Raw genomic sequence first — 21797 nt, forward strand, 5'->3', positions numbered from 1 at the left:
GTTCCAAAGAGCATTAAGCTACGTAACGTTACGGATATGGCATTCAATCACATGATTACATTTAGAATAGGACTGTTGCTCCTCGGTTTATTAGGGATGGATATGAAAGGTTTGGGGCAATCCCAGCGTCCAAACATCATCCTTTTTCTGGCAGATGACATCGGGGCAAACGACATCGGCTGTTATGGTAACCCATTTGTTCAGACGCCACACATCGATCGTATGGCGGCGGAAGGCATACGTTTTACCAATGCCTATGTCACCACGAGCTCATGCAGTCCCAGTCGGTGCAGTATTTTATCAGGGCGGTATCCGCACAATACCGGGGCAGCAGAACTGCATACACCATTGCCTGCAGCTATCCCCACGTTTGCCGAGTTGTTGCATACTGCGGGTTACTATACTGCCCACGCAGGCAAATGGCACATGGGGGAACCTGCAAAAAGAGGATTTAATTTGGTACAGGAGCATAATAAATTGAACGGGGATGGAGGAGAGGCGCTTTGGGTGAAAACCTTGCGGGACCGCCCCAAAGATGCGCCTTTTTTAATGTGGTTTGCTTCATATGATGCCCATCGGCCATGGGGTCCGAACGACCTGAGTGGCAGGCATACGCCCGATCAAGTCGCCGTTCCTCCTTATCTGGTCGATTCAGACTTAACTAGATCGGACTTAGCGGCTTATTATGATGAAATCAGTCGATTCGATCGCTCCATAGGCCAGGTAGAAGCAGAATTGGAGCGGCAAGGGGTTTCGGATAATACAATCATTATCGTCCTTTCGGACAATGGGAGCCCCTTTCCACGCGCCAAGACGCGGCTATATGACAGTGGTGTGAAAACCCCGTTTGTTGTGAAATGGCCGGCGGGGATTTCATACCGAGGCGCTGTAAGCGAAAGTTTGCTGAGTACGATTGATATTGCGCCCACTCTCTTGAAACTGGCGGATGTAGACATAGGCGAGAGTTTTCAGGGAGTATCTTTTTCAGGGATTTTCAATCAGCCCGATCTGGAAGTCCGTGAGTATGTTTTCGCGGAGCATAATTGGCACGACTACGAAGCATTGGAGCGAATGGTCCGGACCCGCGATTTTCTGTACGTGGTGAATATGCGCCCCGGATTGGCTAACCAAGGACCAGCAGATGCGGTCGGCAGTCCTTCTTTTATTGAGCTAGCAGAAGCAAAGAATGCGGGTGTCCTTACAGCCGCTCAGGCGGATGTATTTGTGACACCCCGTCCGCGGGAGGAGCTGTATGACTATCGGTCGGATCCGGATCAATTAATTAATATTGCTGCGCTTCCCCGGTATGTGGACGAATTGGAACAACATCGCATGATTATGGAGCGTTGGCGGAAAGAAACTGATGATTCGACACCCGATCGTCTTACGGCTGATTGGTTTGATCGGGAAACCGGCAAACCTTTACCTGCGGATCGGATTCGCGGCGTAATGCCGGGCTCTGACAATCGAGCGACGGATACGGCCAACAAAGGACCGCATTAGCACAACCTGCTGAATACATTAAAAGAATTTTTATATCCATAAGCTGTTTTGGCATAAATAATGCGTAGCTTCGCTATTATTTAATTTATTTTTATACCACAATGCAAGAAGGCGTAGTAAAATTCTTCAATGAGACCAAGGGTTTCGGCTTCATCACTCCGATTGGTGGCGGTGAGGATGTTTTCGTACACGTATCGGGTCTGATTGACCAAATCCGCGAGAAAGACGACGTGTCTTTCGAGATCGCGAAGGGCAAAAAAGGCCCCAATGCGGTGAACGTAAAGCTCATCTAAAAGAAAGTCAATTGAATTGGTTTTCATTGAAGCTGCCCTTTAAGGCAGCTTTTTTAGTTTGTATTTGCTAACAAACGCAGTCAGTCATCGAGAAATCGTTCCGGTAACGTTTGCGTATATTTTATTGGATGAATACGCTACATTATGATTTTGATTTGATACTATTGTGGCATCTTGGAAGAATGGCACTGCATTCGATCTAAGAAGTATACTAGCTGATTTTAAATCTTATTGATTATGGAAACTCATTTATCCAGGCGTCGTTTCATACAAAGAAGTTTACTGGCAGGTGTCGGCATGTCCGTCATGGATCCAGCTTCCCTCTGGGCCATGATGAAAAAGCGCGGTATGCGTTTTGGTTTAGTTACCTACCAATGGGGAAAAGACTGGGACCTCCCTACCTTGATCGCCAATTGCGAAAAAACCGGCCTTTTGGGCGTGGAACTTCGCACCCAGCATGCGCACGGCGTCGAAACCAATCTGAATGCCGCTCAGCGTGCAGAAGTGAAGAAGCGCTTTGCCGATAGCCCCGTAACCTGTGTGGGCTACGGATCTAATTTTGAATACCATAGCCCTGATCCCGCTAAACTGCGTGAAAATATAGCGCAGACCAAAGAATACATCAAGCTTTGCAAGGACATCGGCGCTACGGGCATCAAGGTAAAGCCCAATACGTTGCCCGCGGAGGTTCCCCGCGAGAAGACAATTGCCCAGATCGCGGCATCGCTTGACGAGGTAGGAAAATTTGCGCAGGATTACGGACAATTGATCCGGGTTGAAGTCCACGGCCCCATAACAGCTGAGCTTACAAATATGAAAGCGATCTTCGATCAGGTGACGGAACCCAATGTGAAGATATGCTGGAACAGTAATATGCAGGATTTATCGGCACCTGGGCTTGAAGAGAACTTTAACATGGTGAAGAAATGGATAGGTGATACCGTCCATGTACGCGGATTTAATATTGATAATTATCCCCATCAGGAACTGTTCAATTTATTTGCCGGAATCAATTACAATGGCTGGATACTGCTTGAAGCTAGTCACGAAGTCCCTGACAGAGTCGCTGGTATGAAAGAGCAACTGGCACTTTTTAATAAACTAAAGGCGGGCATCGGAAGAAAATAAACATAGGCTAAGCCCCATGAGAGAAAGATGAGGTTTTATTAAAAAAGCCTGAGGAAGTACTGCTGCGATTGGAGGAATGGGATTCAGCGCGAAATCGTATGCTTCTATATTGGGAGCGAACACCGGATAATGCCACGTACTTCCCACCTATTGTCCACGTATCTTCCACCTATTATCCACCTTTTCTATGTGGGATTGGCCCTGGTAGATCGTTGTACATGCCCGGGAACAACCTGTAGGTGACTACTGCTGGCGTTGAATGGCCCAACGGAACCATCCAGCTGCTCCAAACCCATTGCCGTAACCTGCCGGTTGTAACTTTACATTGATAAATAGTTTTCGTAATATTGGAGATTAAAATCAGACACAATGACGATGAACCGCAGGGCCGCGCTTCGCACACTCTTATACATCGCCGGAGGTACGTTGGTACTTCCGGCCTGTTTCCGGGAATCTGGAAAGGCCAGTATTGATCTGACGAATCTCTCGATCACCGAGAGCGATGAACAATTGCTGGCCGAATTGACCGAGACACTTATCCCCGCCACCGATACGCCCGGAGGCAAGGAATTATTGTTGCATCTTTTTGTTTTAAAGATGGTCGATGATTGCCATACCCCTGAAGAACAAGAACAGTTTACAAAAGGGTTGTCAGCATTCTCAAGTTGGTCTCGGAAAGAACTGGGTGCCGAATTTACTGTTGCTGATGCGGATCGTCGCACAGCATTGCTCAGTAAAATCGACGACAACGTAGACGAAGATTTAAAGCAATTTTTCTCGACTACCAAACGCCGGGCTATACAGGGGTATTTGAATTCCCAGTACGTCATGACCAACTTGGTGAAATATGAACTCATACCGGGCCGGTATAATGGTTATGCCCCGGTATAATGACACAGAAACTAAACAAACGACGATACATTTATGGCAAACCTGGCAATAGATAGTATTAAGGAACGAACATTTGATGCCATTGTGATCGGCTCGGGTGCCAGTGGCAGTTGGGCGGCCAAAGAATTTACGGAAAAAGGACTAAAGACCTTGCTGTTGGAACGTGGGCGCAATGTGGAACACGTGAAGGATTATCCCACCACCAACATGTATCCCTACGAATTTGAACACCGACTGGAAATGCCGTACGAAGACAGGCAGAAAAATCCCATTGCAAACCGTTGCTATAACTACAAGGAAGATTCAGCGCATTTCTTTGTAAAAGACGACGAGCATCCGTATATCCAGGTGAAGGATTTTGATTGGATACGGGGTTATCAAGTGGGCGGAAAATCATTACTGTGGGCTCGGCAGGTGCAGCGATGGAGTAATTTCGATTTTGAAGGGCCTGCGCGCGACGGGTTTTCGGTGGACTGGCCCATCCGGTATAAAGATATCGATCCCTGGTACAGTTACGTCGAGCGTTTCATTGGCGTATCCGGCAACAACGATGGGATTCCCGAATTGCCGGATGGAGACCACCTGCCGGGCTATCCACTCAATGCTGTGGAAGATCATTTCAGCAAGTCGGTCAGACAACACTATAAAAACCGCCATGTGATCAGCGCACGATGCGCACACATTTCAAAACCTAATCCAATCCATCTCCAACAGGGGCGGGTGCAGTGCCAGAATCGCATCCTTTGCCGACGAGGATGCCCCTTCGGCGGCTATTACAGTGCCAATGCCGTAACCATCCCTTGGGCGCAGAAAACGGGTAACCTCACGTTGCGGCCGCATTCGGTGGTGCATTCCATTATCTATGATGAAACCAAAGGCAAAGCAACGGGCGTTAAAGTAATTGATGCAAACACCAAAGAAGAAATGGAGTTTTTCGCCAGGGTCATTTTTGTAAACGCTTCGACGTTGAATACGAATCTGATCTTGCTCAATTCCATTTCCAACCGGTTTCCGCAAGGGTTAGGCAACGATAACGACCTGATGGGTAAATATGTGGCATTCCACAACTATACAGCTACCATTGGGGCCGAATATGATGGCTTGCGGCAATATCGTACCGATGGACGTAATCCGGCCGGCGGCGGGTACATTCCACGCTTCCGTAATGTATATCGGCAGGAAACGGATTTCCTGCGTGGCTGGGCTGCCGGTTTTGGGGCAAGCCGTTCAGAAATACGCGATACGTCGGGTGTAGGTACCGCGTTAAAAGACGGTATACTGAATGCGGAACTCGGGCCGTGGCGTGTGCATTCGCATATGATGGCAGAGACCATACCCAAAGAGGAAAATTTCGTAAGCTTGGATACCGAACAAAAAGATGCTTGGGGTGTGCCTTTGTTGCGTATTTCGATTGATTATGACGAAAACGATCGGAAGATGCGGCAAGATTACTACGAGCAAATGACCGAAATGTACGAAAGGGCGGGTTTTACCAATATTCAGACCCGCGATGACAACCGGAGACCGGGCAATGATATTCATGAAATGGGTGGGGTGCGTATGGGACACGATCCGAAGACATCCCTATTGAATAAATGGCACCAGTTGCACGCCTGCCAGAATGTGTTCGTCACGGACGGGGCCTGCATGACTTCCACATCCACGCAGAATCCGACACTGACATACATGGCATTTACCGCAAGAGCGGCGAATTACGCGATGGATGAAATGAAAAAGGGAAATCTATAATGCGTATATGTGCGATTCTGGTAATCCTACTTCTACCGATACAAGGGATCGGTCAGGAACACGGCGCTGTTGATAATGTTCAGCTCCGTCGTGCAAAGGTTGTATTTGATACGATTTATGCGAAGTATTCAGCAAGCAAAACCGCTTTGCTTCGCGAAAATTATCCCTATGACGATACGTACCAAGCAGATTATTTGGCAGACGGAGGAAGTTCGTCGACAAATCCCTACGCCTATTTATGGCCGTTTTCCGGAACACTTTCCGCCGCTACCGCACTTTTGAACAGTACGGGTGATACGGCTTATCTCCATTGGATCGATAACCAGATACTGCCCGGATTGCAGGAATATTACGACGATAGCCGGAAGCCCGCGGGCTATGCGTCCTATATCCGTTCAAATGGGCATTCGGACCGGTTTTATGACGACAACATCTGGTTAGGGATCGATTTTACCGAACTATACCTCTGCACCGGCCGTCCTGAATACCTCGATAAAGCGAAAGAAATTTGGGCATTTGTGACCAGTGGCCAGGACGCCTTATTAGGTGGCGGCGTTTACTGGTGTGAGCAGAAAAAGGAATCGAAAAACACCTGCTCCAATGCCCCTGCTGCCGTTTTCGGGTTGCGTTTGTTTGAGGCAACCACTGACAGCGTGTATCTTGAGCAAGGCAAGGAATGGTATGCTTGGACAAAGAAGTGGCTGCAAGATCCAGACGATGGCCTGTATTGGGACCATGTGAACCTTGATGGTAAGATCAATAAACGTAAGTATCCATACAACAGCGGACAAATGCTGCAGGCAGCTGTACTGCTATACCGCATCACAGGAAATCCGGATTACCTTTCCGATGCCCAGCGAATGGCGGAAAGCGGGTACCACTTCTTTTTCGAAGATTTTACAGATACGGATGGAAAATCGTACCGATTGTTAAAGCGAAGCAACAATTGGTTCATTGCCGTGATGCTCCGGGGGTATGTGGAACTTTTCGGCGTAGACGGCAACAGATCCTATCTGGACGCATTTTCGGCGAGCCTCGATTATGCCTGGAAACACGCTAGATCAGCGGATGGACTGTTCGGCCAAGACTGGAAGGGTGTTAAACACGGATCCCGTAAATGGTTACTCGATCAAGCTGCGGTAGTCGAAATGTACGCCCGGATAGGTAGGATTAATAACCTTCGGTAGCGTCGCTATCTTCCGAAATCATCCTGCACCCTTACGATATCATCTTCATCCGACGGATTTTCCGCATCGGTATGCTGCCAGATTTCGGCGAGCACGCCCCATTCATCGAGCCCTACCAAGCGGTGACGCTCGCCTTGGTTGAGACGAATCACATCTCCGGGATTCAAAATCTGCAATTCGTGTTCTTCATCGGTATCGCTGGTTACCACACCTACCACGCCACGCACTACCTGCCAGATTTCAGCACGGCGATGATGGTATTGCCAGGAAAGACGTTTTCCAGGTGCGACGACAAGGATTTTTGGGCTGAGCTTTCCGGATATCTTAAGCTCCTGCACATCCAGTCCGTTAAAATAGGTGTTCGCAAACTGTTGTGCCTGAGATTCCTCGATCACAAAAAAGCCACCCCAGGGACGGGTTTGGTCTTGTTTTACCACCTGGAATCCCTGGTTGGTCAGAATTCCCTCTATCTCTTTGAATAATTCTTCCTTTACTTGGTAAGTCATTGGCTTATCTTTTAAAGCGGCTAATATATTGCTTTTTTTGGTTTTTCATTAACAAAACTGCCCTTTAAGGCGATGAAGCCGGCCATGGTAGGCTACTCAGGCTTTTTTGGAGCGGTAGCTCATGCTGGTTTCGGTAAACTCACATCCGCAGCCCTTCGAACAACCGCCCTTGTTCCCGAACGACCGACGGGTCCGCCTGATCAAAAATGCAGCGGCGATCAAGAAGAGCGCACCTATAACGATGTACTGAATGGTAATTGCATCCATATTACTTCAACAGTTGGTAGGCCACTAAAGCGGCAATATACGCAAAACCGGTCATAAATGCCAGCTGAATAAGCGTCCATTTCCAGGAATTTGTTTCTTTTCTGACAATCGCTATGGTACTCATGCATTGCATAGCAAACGCGTAAAACAGAAGCAGCGATATGCCCGAGGCGAAATTATATGCCGGTTTGCCGGTATTGGGATTAATTTCTGCGGCCATGCGTTCACGGATGGTCAGCTCATCGTCTGTACCGCCCAAACTATACACTGTAGCCATGGTACTCACGAAAACTTCACGGGCAGCAAACGAAGAAACCAATCCGATACCCATCTTCCAATCGTAGCCCAGCGGTTCAATTACAGGTTCAATCACGCGGCCAATAGTGCCCAGGAAGGAATATTCAAGTTTCTGGGATTGCACTTCGTTTTCAAACGCGGTTTCATCGATGCCCGGATTTTCAGCCCGCACAATTTCTTCGGCATTCGTAAATCGTTCGCTTACGCCAAACGAGCCCAACACCCAGAGTATGATGCTGATGGCAAGAATGATTTTCCCTGCACCGAGTACGAACCCTTTGGTTTTATCCCATACATTTAGCAACACGTTACGTACTACGGGATATTTATAAGTGGGCATTTCCAAAATCAGGTAGCTTTTGTACTTCGATTTCATCAGTTGTTTAAGTACCCATGCGCTTCCTAAAGCGGCTACAATACCCAATGCATACATACCGAATAAAACCAGCCCCTGCAAGTCGAGACCGATTACCTTTTGCTGCGGAATGACCAATCCGATGATGACAATGTAGATCGGTAAGCGGGCGGAACACGTCATGAAAGGCGTCACTAAGATTGTAATCAGTCGCTCTTTGTCGTTTTCAATGGTTCTTGCAGACATCACGGCCGGAATGGCACAGGCTGCGCCCGACATTAACGGAACCGCGCTCTTGCCGCTGAGCCCGAAAGGACGGAGCCAACGGTCCATGAGGTATACTACACGGCTCATATACCCCGATTCTTCCATCAACGAGATAAAGACAAAGAGAATAGCAATCTGCGGAATGAAAATAACGATGCCTCCGATACCTGCAATGATGCCGTCGGTAATCAGTCCGTTGATCGGACCTGCCGGCAACCATTCGCCTGCGCTGGAAGCCAGCCATGCAAAGGCATTGTCTATGGCGTCCATAAAGGGTCCTGACCAGGTATATATGGCCTGGAAAATCAACAGCAGCAATGCGAAAAAGATCACGTACCCCCAAATCGGATGAGTAAGCAGGTGATCTGCGCGCTCGGTTGCATACTGCTTTTTCTTTGCGGGGTCTTTGACAACGCCGGCCAGTTGTTTCTCGAGCGACGTGTGTCTAGCCAGGGTTTCCTGGATCTGGAGACGGTGATAGTTTAGGCCGTGTGTCTGCCGCGCGTTCCTTATTTCGTTAACCTGGTTGTCTGTTAGGTGTTTATTCTGTTTCTGTGACAAGTACAGCCAGGCGATATACGCATTGGACGGTCCGGTATGTTCCTTCACATATTGAGTGGCGGCGGTAAATTCTTCCGGGATTACAAATGAAGGGGCATACCCATTGGGCTTAAAGGTCAGCGCATCTTTCAATTGATCGATGCCCTTACCTGAGCGCGCGTCGGTGAGCACCACTTTTGTCGATAACACCTTTTCGAGTCTTTCCACGTCGATGGATGTTCCTGACCGCTCGGCTTCATCAATCATATTGACCACAAAAAGGGCAGGCAATCCCATTTCGCGAACCTGCTGGTACAGAAAAACCGCCCGTTTCAGATTGAACGGATCTCCGATCACCACGACCAGCTCCGGATGATTGGGATTCGTTTTGTCGATCAGTACGTCGTAAACGATTTCTTCATCCAAAGACGATGGGTGGATGCCATACGCACCGGGTAAGTCAATGACATGATAGCGGGTATGTTGATGAGTGAAACTGCCTGTTTTCTTTTCTACGGTGATCCCCGGGTAGTTGCCTACCTTCTGCCGCAATCCGGTCAGCCGATTGAATACTGTCGATTTTCCAACATTGGGGTTGCCCACCAAGGCAATTTTGATTTCCGTCATGCTCTATAGTAACGATTCGATTATGATAAGATCTGCTTCGGATTTCCGCAAGGCAATCGCATTGGGATTGTCTTGGATACGGAGGTATACCGGGCCATTGAAGGGAAGTTGTTGCTTCTTGGTCAACGTCACCCCGGGCAATAGTCCCATTTCATAGATTTTAATGGGCACTTCATCCGACCGGTATCCTACGATTGTAGCGGTTTCTCCGTTTTGCAGTTGATTAATGGATTTATGCTGGGACATTGCTCGCTCATTTACTATCAAGTTCCAAAAGTACTAATTTAAAATGAATCTAAATGGGGAAATTTGAAGAACCTCAGGGTAAAAGAGCGAATGATTTTGATTCGCCTTATTTTTGAGTATATTTGTCGTTTACCTTGCCAGCTGGCATTTAAATTTAAACCTTCAATACCACTATGGCATCACTAGATGTACAAAACGCGGCTTTTATGCAGGCGGTATCGTTTGTGAACCATACCAACCGCAACCTCTTCCTAACAGGCAAAGCCGGAACGGGAAAAACCACCTTTCTGAAATACATTCAACAGCACAGCTATAAAAGGATGGCAGTCGCCGCACCCACCGGTGTGGCTGCGATGAATGCGGGAGGAACTACCCTTCACTCGCTCTTTTGGCTGCCATTCGGCATGTACATTGAAGATTACGAATTGGCGTGGAATGACCACGATAGCCATATTTACAATCGCCGTCGCCTCTTTGGCAAAGTAAAACTGACGAAGCAAAGACGTGCCTTATTGCAGGAAATTGACCTATTGGTCATCGATGAAGTTTCTATGCTACGCGCCGACACCCTGGATGCTATTGACGCAATCCTGAAATCCGTACGACGCGATGCTCGCCCGTTCGGCGGCCTGCAGGTGTTGTTTATCGGCGATATGTACCAGTTGCCGCCGGTCGTCAAGGAGCAGGAGTGGGAGATCATGAGCCGCTATTATCCAAGCCCGTTCTTTTTCCACGCCAAGGTGCTGCGCGAGCATCCGCCTGTGTTGTTAGAGCTTAAAAAAATCTACCGGCAGAGCGAACAGACATTCATCGATATACTTAATGATATCCGCAACAATTGCTGTACTTCCGAGCAGCTTGACCTGTTGAATACTTATTACCGGCCGGATTTTGTGCCGGCAAAGGACGACCCTTACGTTACCCTTACCACGCATAATCACCGGGCGGATGCGATCAATAGGCGGGAACTGGATGCGCTGCGGGGACAAGTGATAACGCTGGAGGCAAAGATTTCGAAAGATTTTCCAGAAACACTGTATCCCGCAGAGATGGAGCTGACACTAAAGATCGGTGCCCAGGTGATGTTTATCCGCAATGACAGCGGCGATGAACGACGGTATTACAATGGAAAGATCGGTTATGTGAAACACATGGATTCCACAGGAGATCGGCTGATCGTCGAGTTTAAAGATGGAAGCGAAGCGGTGGAAGTAAAACGCGAGGAATGGGAAAACATCCGGTATCGCTACGATAAAGCACAAGATAGAGTCGAAGAAGAGGTATTGGGTACCTTCGCCCAATTCCCGCTCCGGTTAGCGTGGGCCATCACGATCCACAAAAGCCAGGGACTTACTTTTGATAAGGCCATCGTTGACGCTGGCGCCTCTTTTGCCGCTGGTCAGGTCTATGTAGCGTTAAGCCGATTGCGAAAATTGGATGGATTGGTGCTTTATTCGCGGATCCCGCCGCACAGCATTCGCACAGATCGACAGGTGGCCGACTTTTCAAAAGCGACGCCTGCCGAGGAAGATATGTCCAAAATCCTGGAGGCCTCCCAACGGAACTACTTGGGACATATTTTGCTTCAGGGTTTTAAGTGGGATCGGTTGGTAGAGGCCAGCCAAGGCATAATGACCGATCTGGAAAGCCGAAACATTGCCGACCAAGCGACCGCCTACCAGTTTCTTCAGGCATTGACGATCGCCTGTCGGGCGCAGCGGGAAGTGGCCGATAAATTTCGCAACCAGTTAAATGGGCTGTTGAATACAGACGGGGAAAGCGACTATGCCAGAATTCATGAGCGTACAGCGAGGGCTGTGGAGTGGTTTCTGCCGCGGATTGAAGAAGAATTGATTGTTGCGCTGGATGCGCACATGGCTGCATGGGCGATAAAAAAGCGAACAAAGAAATACGTGGAGGAGTTAAAAGCGTTGCATATCGACTTCAAACGGAAAAGAGAGCAATTGACCCAATGCCTGATGATTTCAGAGGCACTCGCCAAAGGCGATGCTTTGCAGGAGGTGATGGGCAAAGCTGAACGTATGCATACCATCGAAATCGCAGCCGACGAGGTACTTCCTGGGAATACCGGCAAGCAGAAGCCCGTCAAGGGCGCGACCAAGCGCATTAGTTTTGACTTGTTTCAGGCCGGAAAATCCATCGATGACATTGCAACGGAACGTGGCTTGACTAAAAATACCATCATCGGACACCTCATTGATTTCATTGGTCAGGGGGTAGAGGCCCATCAGTTAATGGATATGGCCAAACTGGAATCTGTCCAGGAGGTGTTGCGTAAAAATCCCGGCAAACCGTCATCTGTTCTCAAAGCAATGTTGGGCGCCGACGTGGAGTATACCGAAATACGGATTGCACAGGCGTCGTTGGCCCGATGATGTATCCCTCGCTATATTCTGTCATTCAGGGAGATTTGTAGTGTACTGCTTTCAGTGGTTGAAATCCAAACCCGAATAAATCGTTCATACGTGCCAAGGTAACGGGAAGTGCAGGGTGCCCTTGAGCTGCAAACGCATCGTAACTGGCATAGGTCTTGCTAAACGCACCGTAATTGTCCGAAGATTTCGTATCTTTAGCACCTTTATTTTTTTAGGATACTACCCTCTAAATGCAGCAAGTCGATACTACACAACCGTATGAATTGGTCTATTCCCTTTGTGAGCACCCCTATCTGGGATGCTTAATTGAGCCCCATATTGTGCAGCTCAATCCCAACGGCGGGTATTCCCTGACACATCGGCGCATTTTCAGCCATACGGCAACCGAGTATGCAGCGGTATTGGACGATGTGGATTACAAATTGATTAAACTGCTGGAAGAAATCGAGCAGACAAATATTATCAAGCGGTATCATAAAAAGCCGGTTCGACCTGCTGATTTTTTCTCCAAGATCTTTGACCCTAAATTTTACGAGTTCATCCGGCCGAAAATTGAACGACGGCTACTGCAAGCCTTGGAATTGTTGAAGAAAAAGCCTTTGTTTTTGATGAGCAAAGATGGGTATGCGGCCGACCAACGGATCGAGATCGCTCCCGAGCCTGCGTCTGTCCTGTTTCATTTTCGGCGCAACGGTGAGGAAACCCGCTATTTCCCTACCATCAAATATGGCGGGCAGCGCATCGAATTTATGTACAAAGATGCCCAGGTAATCGTCAATCAGCAGGCTTGGCTGCTGTTGGAACATGTGCTTTATCATTTTGATCAACCGCTTGAGGGAAAGAAGTTATCACCCTTTTTGCAAAAGCGCTACATAGCGGTTGCGCGGGCGACAGAACGGAAATATTTTGAAACCTTCGTACGTGGACTGATCGAGAAGCATCACGTCTATGCCGAAGGCTTTTCGATTGAGACACACCAACACGATGCCGTGCCGGTTATCAAATTGTTGTATGTTGAAAACGGTACCTCGCAACTCCAGCTGAATTTTCGCTACGGTCCGTACCTTTTTGCGTCCGGTGGGGAAAATAAGGTGACGGTAAGAATGCACTACGATGAGGCCTCGGATCAGTATACGTTTCATCGGATCAAACGGTCTCTGCAGTGGGAGGAAAAGCGCATGCAGGAGCTTCTGGATAGAGGGTTGCATAAAACCAGTACGCTCTTCAGTAACCTCGAACCGGTCGTGAATGGCGATGAGCGGATATCTGTAATGGATTGGCTTCGTGAAAAGAACGACGAACTTAGCCAATTGGGCTACGAAATTGTTCAGGAAGATCCACACAAACGTTTCTTCTTCGGACGTACGGAGCTTGATCTCGCGGTCAAGGAAAGCAATGATTGGTTTGACGTGCAAGCCGTCGCTCGTTTTGGAAATTATGAAGTACCTTTTATCCAATTGCGCAACCACATATTAAATAACATCAAGGAGTTTGTGCTGCCCAATGGAGAAATAGCGGTGATTCCCGAAGAGTGGTTCGCGCAGTACAATCACTTGTTCCAGTTTTCTGAAGATAAAAAGTCAATCCGGCTCAGTAAGTACCATGTAGGCCTGCTCAGTGACATTTCGGAACACACGGCATTGACGATAGGCCGCAAGTTGGAGCAATTGACACATTTTGAGGCCATCGATGAAATCGAAGCTCCCCGGCAGTTTAACGGCTCGTTACGGCCCTATCAGAAGGCGGGGTACAATTGGTTTCATTTTCTTCAGCAATACCGGTTTGGCGGCTGTTTGGCCGATGATATGGGACTCGGAAAAACCATTCAGACCCTGGCATTTCTGCAAAAGCAAAAGGAGCTGGCAGTGCAGGGTGAAGGACCGATGACCTCGCTCATCATCATGCCTACCTCATTGATTTATAACTGGCAGAACGAAGCGGACAAATTCGTGCCTGAGTTGCGAATCTTGGTGCATACCGGTATCAATAGGGCAAAAGAACCGGCGGCCTTTGAGCCCTACGACTTGGTAATTACCACCTATGGCATCGCCCGCAGTGACGAGGAGTTATTGAGTGCCTTTTACTTCAATTATGTTATTCTCGACGAAAGCCAGATCATCAAGAATCCGGCTTCAAAATCGTTCAAGGCCGTAAAAAGCCTAAAAAGCAAGCACCGTTTGGTGCTGAGCGGTACGCCGGTGGAAAATTCGGTGGCCGATCTATGGTCGCAGATGGCTTTCCTTAACCCAGGGCTATTGGGTAGTTACCACTATTTCCAGCAGGAATTTGTGCAGCCTATCGAAAAAAAGAAAGACGAAGAAAAGGCGCGACGGTTACAGGCGATCATTAAGCCCTTTGTTCTGCGGCGGACCAAAAGTCAAGTGGCTACGGAGCTCCCGCCTAAATCGGAACAGGTATTCTATTGTACCATGGGTGAACAACAAGCTGAACAATATGAACGCGTGAAATCGGAATACCGGAATGCGATATTAGAAAATTTAGGCGACGAGAAAGCCAGAACTCCACAAATTGCGTTGTTACAAGGACTTACCAAGTTGCGCCAATTGGCCAATCACCCACGAATGGTAGACAGCGCATTCCGGGGCGAGTCCGGGAAATTCGAGAGTGTCATCCATACCCTTGAAACGGTACTTCAGCGGGGCAATAAGGTGCTTGTGTTTTCGCAATTTGTCAAACAACTGGTTATTTTTAAGCAATACTTCGACAAACACAACGTTGGCTATGCCTATCTTGACGGGGCGACCAAAAACCGGGAGGAAGTGGTTAAACAATTCCGTGAAAATCAAGATACGCGGCTGTTTCTGATTTCGATCAAAGCCGGTGGGGTGGGACTTAACTTGGTGGAGGCAGACTATGTGTTCATACTGGATCCTTGGTGGAATCCCGCTGTTGAACAACAGGCTATCGACCGTACGCACCGCATCGGTCAAACGCGCAACGTGTTTATCTACAAATTTATCACCAAAGACACGGTCGAGGAAAAAATACTGGCACTGCAGAACCGTAAGAAAAGCATTGCCGATACGCTCATCACCACCGAAGAAAGCTTTATCAAATCGCTCACGCAGGAAGACATCAGAGAGCTGCTGGGGTAATAAACGCCTCCAGCCCGCTTTTCATCCTTGCTATCGTTTCTTCGCGGCCTAAGAGCGCGGCAATGTCAAAGACGTGGGGGCCAAATTTCCCTCCGACGAGCATGATGCGGAACGGTAGCATCAATTCGCCCACCTTCATGCCGGAAGCTTGGATAGCCAATTTGTAAAAGCTCTCCAATTCAGCGCTGTGCCAAGGATCGAAATTCTCCAGCTTGGTAATCATGTCTGCGAAGAAATCGGTTTTTTCAGCCGTCCACTTAGGTTGTACGGCCGCTAAATCATAGCCTTCAGGCCGTTTGAAAAAATAGGAAGCCTGTTCCCAGAAATCGGAAAGAAACGTCAGGCGTTCTTTCACCAGCGGCAGCACCTCGGCAAGGTATGTGGGGTCAACGTCCAGAACGCCCTGCTCAGCCAACACATTACGGAGTTCGGGAAGGAGTGCTTCGTCCTTGCTTTGTTTGATCCATTCGTGGTTGAACCATTTCGCTTTTTCAAAATCAAATTTTGCGCCTGCTTTGCTGATGCGGTCCACCGAAAACTTAGCAATCAATTCATCAAGTGAAAAAAGCTCCTGATCACTTCCGTCATTCCAGCCTAACAACGCCAACATGTTGACGAATGCCTCGGGAAGGAACCCCATTTCCCGAAACCCCCGGGTGAGATCGCCGGTTTTGGGGTCTTGCCAATTCATGGCATACACCGGGAATCCTAATCGGTCACCGTCACGCTTGCTCAGTTTGCCATTGCCATCCGGTTTAAGGATCAGGGGCAGGTGAGCCCAATGGGGCATGCTGTTCCGCCAGCCCAGGTATTCCCAGAGCAGGATGTGCACCGGAGCAGAAGGCAGCCATTCTTCGCCCCGGAATGCATGGGTGATACCCATTAGGTAATCATCCACGACTACCGCAAGGTGGTAAGTGGGCATGCCATCGGCTTTTAACAGCACTTTGTCGTCCACCAGTGATGAGTCGAAACTGACCACGCCGCGGATCATGTCGTCAAACCCGATGGTTTCACCGACAGGCATTTTGATGCGGATGACATAAGGGTGCCCTTCGGCGATCAGCCGCTGCACTTCGGTTTCCGGAAGGCTGAGCGAGTTGCGCAGTTGCGAACGGTTTTCGTGGCTGTATTTAAAGTTGGGATGCAGCTTGCGCTGAGCGTCCAATTCTTCCGCGGTGTCAAAAGCGTAATATGCATAGCCGTCGGCTACCAGCTGTTCCGCATAGGCTTGATAATTTGCCTTGCGTTCGCTTTGCCGATAAGGGCCATACGCCCCTCCGTGAAGCGGACTCTCATCCGGCTCAATCCCGCACCACTGGAGGCAGTCCTGAATGTATTCCTCGGCACCTTGGACAAACCGCGTTTGGTCCGTATCCTCGATGCGCAATACAAACGTTCCGTTGTGGTGCCGGGCAAACAAGTAGTTGAACAATGCCGTACGTACACCACCTAAGTGCAATCCACCGGTGGGACTCGGTGCAAAACGTACCCTTACTTTCCTATCTTGATCCATGTTGCAAACTTAGCTAAATTGGCCAGTTTTTTTGTGGCGGAAAGATAAAAAGTACCAGGATTACCTTCGGTGAACTCCCGTTGTTCGGTTTAATACAGGACTTCCATTATCCCACGCCAAGGCGGCCTTGGCTGCACATAAGCAACCTTGGGAGGATGAGTGAAGTGAGTCTTCCAGTTGCGTTGCGTACCAAAGTGCCCGACAAAATGTTTAAAAACGGAACCGCTGTAAAAAATACGACTGCCAAAATATCATTATTGGAGGAATTATGTATTTTGGCCGAATGAACCCTTATCAATATAACCAGCAACGATGGAAATTTGCCTTGTTGATTCTCGCAGTACTTATTGCGGCCGCATCGTTGCTGTACACCAACTATTTGGTAAGGAACCTTTCCAAATCCGAGCGGACCAAAGCTGAGGTATGGGCAATGAGTATGCGGAGCATCATCACCATGCCGGATTTCGATGATGAAATGATCACCTTTATTTCTGCCGTACGCGACAGTCTGTCGATGCCCGCTATCATCGCTGACGCCCGTGACAGTATTATCTACTGGCGGGATTTGGATTCAACGAAAACCAATATCTTGTCGGACGACCAGGATGAAAACCTGTTATACGACCCCACATACTTTAACAGGCAACTGATGATTATGAAAAAAAGCCATTCGCCCATCATCATCAACTTGCCCAATGGGGGGCAATGGTTCGTGTATTATAAAGATTCCCTGTTACTCACCCAGCTCCGTGTCTTTCCATATGTGCAACTTACCCTGATCGCGATTTTTCTTGCCATTGCCTATACCGTATTTAATTCCATCCGCAAGTCCGAACAAAACCTGGTGTGGGTAGGTTTGGCAAAGGAGGCCGCCCATCAGCTAGGAACGCCTATATCATCGCTGATGGCCTGGCTGGAATTGGTCCGTGCGAAGTTTGACGCCGAGAAAGATCCGTTGCTCATAGAAATGGAAAGCGATGTCAAACGCCTGGAAGTTGTCGCGGACCGTTTCTCGAAAATCGGTTCAACTCCGGTATTGCACAACTATACTGTGTATAAAGTGGTGGTCGATTTTGTGAACTATTTTAAGGTTAGAACCAGTGACAAAATTGTGTTTAATGTCTCCGGCGAAACGAAAGCGCAAGCCATGCTTAATGTGCCTTTATTCGATTGGGTACTTGAAAATCTTCTGAAGAATGCCGCAAATGCGATTGAATCTGCTGGAAGGATAGACATCGTTATTCTAGAAAATATTGCAAAAGAGCAAATTTTTATAGACATTAGCGATACCGGAAAAGGGATACCGCGCGCACAGTTTGATGCGGTCTTCCAACCGGGTTTCACCACACGAAAGCGAGGCTGGGGGCTGGGGTTGAGCCTCACCAAACGGATGATCGAATACCACAAAGGGCACATTTATGTGAAGGAGTCAGAAATAGATAAAGGAACCACATTTAGAATCGTATTACCAAGTAGTCAAACGTATGAACCCGCTCAAATCTGATGAATACCCCGCGATTTATTCCGATTACATTGAAACCATCACGGGCGACGTGATGGAATTGCTCAGTGAGCAAATTACCGCTTTTCCCGAATTTCTGGCAAGTATCCCCCCGGGCAAATCCGAATACGCCTATATGGAGGGGAAATGGACCATCAAGGAGGTTGTGGGGCATGTCATTGATACCGAACGGATCATGGCCTACCGTGCGCTGCGTTTCGCACGGAATGACACCAAGGAATTGATCGGGTTCGAGCCCGAGGATTTTGTGGCCAACGCCCGGTTCAATGAACGGTCATTGGAAAGCTTTGCAGAAGAATTTGTGTTAGTCAGAAAGTCTAACCTGATGCTTTTTCGCAGTTTTAATGATCACGAACTGGCCCGGAAGGGCATCGCTTCCGAACGATTGATCAGTGTTCGTGCGTTTTTATATATCATCGCCGGACACCTTAATCATCACCGTAACATTATTCGTGAACGTTATCTCGGTGAGTAAAGTGAGGAAACGAAGGTAAGGAAGTAGACAAGGAACAAGTGAGGAAGTGAACAAAAAAATAAAAAACTTTAAAAACCTTTTCCAGTGTCTTTTGTAAGTATTGTATCTACAAAACCATTTCCATGGTTTTATGATACGGTTTAGGTGTAGGAGATGCCCTGATACTTCAGGGCGTTTCCTATTTTGTAGATACCCATTTAGATTCTCCCGGCCAGTCACTCATTCGGCCAGTCACTCATTTGCCTATTCACCCCAGGAAAACAACCGATTGCGTGATTTTTTTATTTTAAATGTTGATTTTATTTTATAGTCTTGCGGAATGGAAGGTTCCTAAATACGACCAACCTATGAAAAGTAATTATGAAAAGTAAATCTTGAATCAATGAACGCTATACCAACTCAACAAAAGACAGCCATATTACCTATGATTATATGCTGTGCACTGTTTTTTATTCTTGGTTACATCACCTGGGCCAATGGGGCGCTGATCCCATTTGTGAGATTAGCCTTTAATTTAGGGACAGATTTGCAGGCTTTCTTTATTTTATTTGCTTCGTATATAGCCTATTTCTTTTTGGCTCTTCCCAGTTCATGGATTTTGGACAAAATCGGTTTTAAAAATGGAATTGTGGCCAGTCTGTTTTTAATCGTGATTGGCGCATTGGTTATATTGCCGGCCGCATCTAAGTTAAGTTATGGCCTGTTCTTGGTGTCTATATTTATTCAAGCATCGGGAATGGCACTTCTTCAGACCGCGATTAATCCATACTTAAGTATTATCGGTCCCATCGAAAGCGCTGCCAAGCGTATTTCCATCGTCGGGATTTTCAATAAAACCGCTGGTATCATCGTCCCGTTTGTCCTGGGAAGTATATTGTTGAAAGATTATGATACGATTTCTAATAAAATAAGAGATCTTAAAGCAGGCCCGGAACACGATGCATTATTGGCCGAACTTTCAGAACGGATTCATAGCCCATATATCGGAATGGCCATTGGGGTAGCGGTCTTGGCTATCATTGTGTTTGTTGTGAAAATGCCTGATGTTGATGTAAACAAAGAGGAAGTGGTCGAAGAAAGTGCGAACGTAAAAAGGAGAAGCAGCATCTTTCAATTTCCACATCTGTTTCTCGGTGCGTTAGCAATTTTCTTTTGCGTTTCAGTAGAGGTGATGGCAGGCGACATTATTGGGACATATGGTCGATTGTTATCACTGCCTCCATTCTTTGTGAAATATGGCACTGCTTTTACACTGGGGTGTATGCTCGTGGGTTATTTTGTCGGGATTGCAACCATCCCAAGATTGATCTCGCAACAATCTGCACTTCGCATTTGTACGTTGGTCGGCATTGCCTTCACCGTAATTTCGGTATTCACTTCGGGAATAACTTCCTATATTTTTGTGGCGTTATTGGGTATTGCCAACGCACTGATGTGGCCGGCAATTTTTCCGCTGGGCATTAAGGGGCTGGGACGATTTACCAAAGTTGGATCCGGAGTGATGATTATGGGGATCGCCGGCGGCGCCATCTGGCCGTTGGTATACGGATACCTAAAAGACACCCTTGGCATCGATTTTCAACACGCATTCCTGTACGCGATGGTGCCCGCTTACCTGTACATCCTCTACTTTGCAAGTTACGGACATAGATTGAGCGAATCCCGGACCTCTAAATAAAAGAATGTTCAAGAAATTGTGCCTGATTTTCCTGCGTCTGGGTAAACGACGCAGGAAAACAGGACTTTTTTGTGAAACCTGCCTTGTCAGCGCCTATTAACAAAAGGCGATGAAAATGCAGGTTCCATTAGGCCATTAGAACAAAGATTTCTAATGAAATATCATTTTTAAAACGAATGATGTAAAGGTGTTATTACATGCGGATTGTAATATTTCGGTAATGTTGAATGACGACTTGACGAATAATTCCTAATTTCGGAGGGTTGTAAATCTCAATAAGCAAATAGGAAGCCTGCAGGAGCCGCCGCTCAATAAAGGACTTGATTAAACGCCTCATGCAAGCTTCATTTGCCATTAAAAAACAAAATAAGTAACATGAAAAAAAACCTAGTAAAAACGGCCGTCCTGGCCCTCGTTGTTGCCACGGTGGCGCAACCTCTAAAAGCGCAACTGAAACTTCCGCCCGCGAGCAGTTCGCAAACCGTTATTCAGGGACTGGGTATCCGCAACGTTACGCTTACCTATAGTCGACCTAATGTGAATGGCCGGAAAATTTTCGGAGAGTTGGAGCCTCATGGTAAGGTGTGGCGTACGGGAGCGAACGGCATTCCTACCATCAAGTTTGAGGATAAGGTAACGGTGGCCGGTCACCCGATCGAGCCGGGAACCTACGGTTTGTTGACCATACCGGGAAAAAATGAATGGACAATCATTTTTAGTAAGAATAGCCAACAATGGGGAGCGTACGCTTATAAGCAAGAAGAGGATGTGCTCCGCTTTACCGTTAAACCGGAACGATTGGGTAAACCCGTGGAAACCTTCACCATGGATTTTTCGGATGTGAAACCTCAAAGCGCAAAGCTGAATATCTCCTGGGAAAATACCAAAGTTGCTTTCGACTTGGTGGTCGACCAAGATGCCGAAATCATGGCAGCCATTGAGCAAGCAATGAAAGGAGAGAAGAAGCCCTACATGCAAGCTGCGCAGTATTATTATAACAACAATAAGGATATCCAGAAAGCGCTCACCTGGATAAATGAGGCAGACAAAGCACCTAATTCTCCGCCCTATATCAAATACTGGAAGGCGCGTATCCAACTTAAGGCAGGAGACAAAGCCGGAGCAGCGGCCACGGCCCAGGAGGGGATAGAAATAGCCAAACAACAAAATAACGAGGAGTATGTGCGGCTGAACGGAAAGGTATTGGCTGAAGCTAAGAAATAATCAGGCGGTCCCTT

The 21797-nt window shown here is 47.7% G+C and carries 17 protein-coding genes; 12 read left to right on the plus strand and 5 right to left on the minus strand.

Annotation, left to right across the window (positions count from 1 at the left end; translation table 11 throughout):
• Positions 1–36: 36 nt before the first annotated feature.
• The 6 genes from ACFQRK_RS14600 to ACFQRK_RS14625 all read left to right on the plus strand — a co-directional run bounded on the left by ACFQRK_RS14600 (position 37) and on the right by ACFQRK_RS14625 (position 6751).
• Positions 37–1503, plus strand: coding sequence for a sulfatase (locus ACFQRK_RS14600; protein WP_379007930.1), 1467 nt, complete (start codon positions 37–39; stop codon positions 1501–1503).
• Between the two features lie 101 nt (positions 1504–1604).
• The gene (locus ACFQRK_RS14605; RefSeq protein ID WP_090627439.1) at positions 1605–1796 is read left to right on the plus strand and encodes a cold-shock protein; all 192 of its coding nucleotides are present in this window, start codon (positions 1605–1607) and stop codon (positions 1794–1796) included.
• 237 nt (positions 1797–2033) lie between these two features.
• Positions 2034–2924: a sugar phosphate isomerase/epimerase family protein gene (locus tag ACFQRK_RS14610; RefSeq protein WP_379007933.1), complete on the plus strand. Its 891-nt coding sequence runs from the start codon at positions 2034–2036 to the stop codon at positions 2922–2924.
• A gap of 375 nt (positions 2925–3299) precedes the next feature.
• Positions 3300–3815, plus strand: a complete 516-nt coding sequence (locus ACFQRK_RS14615; RefSeq protein ID WP_379007935.1) for a gluconate 2-dehydrogenase subunit 3 family protein — start codon at positions 3300–3302, stop codon at positions 3813–3815.
• A 33-nt stretch (positions 3816–3848) separates the two neighbouring features.
• Positions 3849–5564 carry a GMC oxidoreductase gene (locus ACFQRK_RS14620; RefSeq protein ID WP_379007937.1) on the plus strand — a complete coding sequence of 572 codons (1716 nt, stop codon included), beginning with the start codon at positions 3849–3851 and terminating at the stop codon, positions 5562–5564.
• Complete coding sequence (locus ACFQRK_RS14625) at positions 5564–6751, plus strand: glycoside hydrolase family 76 protein (RefSeq protein WP_379007939.1); 1188 nt, start codon at positions 5564–5566, stop codon at positions 6749–6751. Before ACFQRK_RS14620 ends, ACFQRK_RS14625 begins: the two co-directional genes overlap by 1 nt.
• 5 nt (positions 6752–6756) lie before the next feature.
• On the opposite strand, the gene ACFQRK_RS14630 is transcribed toward ACFQRK_RS14625, so the two are convergent.
• The 4 genes from ACFQRK_RS14630 to ACFQRK_RS14645 form a co-directional block, all read right to left on the minus strand.
• Positions 6757–7257 (minus strand): phosphoheptose isomerase, encoded by a 501-nt coding sequence (locus tag ACFQRK_RS14630; RefSeq protein WP_379007942.1) that lies wholly within the window; start codon positions 7255–7257, stop codon positions 6757–6759.
• A gap of 96 nt (positions 7258–7353) precedes the next feature.
• The gene (locus tag ACFQRK_RS14635; RefSeq protein ID WP_379007944.1) at positions 7354–7524 is read right to left on the minus strand and encodes a FeoB-associated Cys-rich membrane protein; all 171 of its coding nucleotides are present in this window, start codon (positions 7522–7524) and stop codon (positions 7354–7356) included.
• Between the two features lies 1 nt (position 7525).
• Positions 7526–9610 (minus strand): ferrous iron transport protein B, encoded by a 2085-nt coding sequence (gene feoB, locus ACFQRK_RS14640; RefSeq protein ID WP_379007946.1) that lies wholly within the window; start codon positions 9608–9610, stop codon positions 7526–7528.
• A gap of 3 nt (positions 9611–9613) precedes the next feature.
• Positions 9614–9856 carry a ferrous iron transport protein A gene (locus ACFQRK_RS14645; RefSeq protein ID WP_379007948.1) on the minus strand — a complete coding sequence of 81 codons (243 nt, stop codon included), beginning with the start codon at positions 9854–9856 and terminating at the stop codon, positions 9614–9616.
• Positions 9857–10029: 173 nt separating this feature from the next.
• On the opposite strand from ACFQRK_RS14645, the gene ACFQRK_RS14650 reads away from it, so the two are divergent.
• Both ACFQRK_RS14650 and ACFQRK_RS14655 read left to right on the plus strand, forming a co-directional pair.
• Complete coding sequence (locus ACFQRK_RS14650; protein ID WP_379007950.1) at positions 10030–12252, plus strand: helix-turn-helix domain-containing protein; 2223 nt, start codon at positions 10030–10032, stop codon at positions 12250–12252.
• A 230-nt stretch (positions 12253–12482) separates the two neighbouring features.
• Positions 12483–15368 (plus strand): DEAD/DEAH box helicase, encoded by a 2886-nt coding sequence (locus tag ACFQRK_RS14655; protein ID WP_379007951.1) that lies wholly within the window; start codon positions 12483–12485, stop codon positions 15366–15368.
• On the opposite strand, the gene gltX is transcribed toward ACFQRK_RS14655, so the two are convergent.
• Positions 15349–16884, minus strand: a complete 1536-nt coding sequence (gltX, locus tag ACFQRK_RS14660) for a glutamate--tRNA ligase (protein ID WP_379007953.1) — start codon at positions 16882–16884, stop codon at positions 15349–15351. The two genes, ACFQRK_RS14655 and gltX, sit on opposite strands and share 20 nt — an antisense overlap.
• A gap of 283 nt (positions 16885–17167) precedes the next feature.
• Between gltX and ACFQRK_RS14665 the strand changes: the two genes are divergently transcribed.
• The 4 genes from ACFQRK_RS14665 (at position 17168) to ACFQRK_RS14680 (ending at position 21783) form a co-directional block, all read left to right on the plus strand.
• Positions 17168–18388 (plus strand): sensor histidine kinase, encoded by a 1221-nt coding sequence (locus ACFQRK_RS14665; protein WP_379007955.1) that lies wholly within the window; start codon positions 17168–17170, stop codon positions 18386–18388.
• Entirely contained in the window at positions 18369–18881 is a 513-nt protein-coding gene (locus tag ACFQRK_RS14670; protein WP_379007958.1) for a DinB family protein, read from the plus strand. The genes ACFQRK_RS14665 and ACFQRK_RS14670 overlap by 20 nt, the downstream gene beginning before the upstream one ends.
• A gap of 382 nt (positions 18882–19263) precedes the next feature.
• Positions 19264–20559 carry a sugar MFS transporter gene (locus ACFQRK_RS14675; protein WP_379007961.1) on the plus strand — a complete coding sequence of 432 codons (1296 nt, stop codon included), beginning with the start codon at positions 19264–19266 and terminating at the stop codon, positions 20557–20559.
• 375 nt (positions 20560–20934) lie between these two features.
• Entirely contained in the window at positions 20935–21783 is an 849-nt protein-coding gene (locus ACFQRK_RS14680) for a DUF2911 domain-containing protein (RefSeq protein WP_379007963.1), read from the plus strand.
• Positions 21784–21797 lie beyond the last annotated feature (14 nt).

The organism is Parapedobacter sp. GCM10030251, assembly GCF_042666505.1.
GTDB lineage: Bacteria > Bacteroidota > Bacteroidia > Sphingobacteriales > Sphingobacteriaceae > Parapedobacter.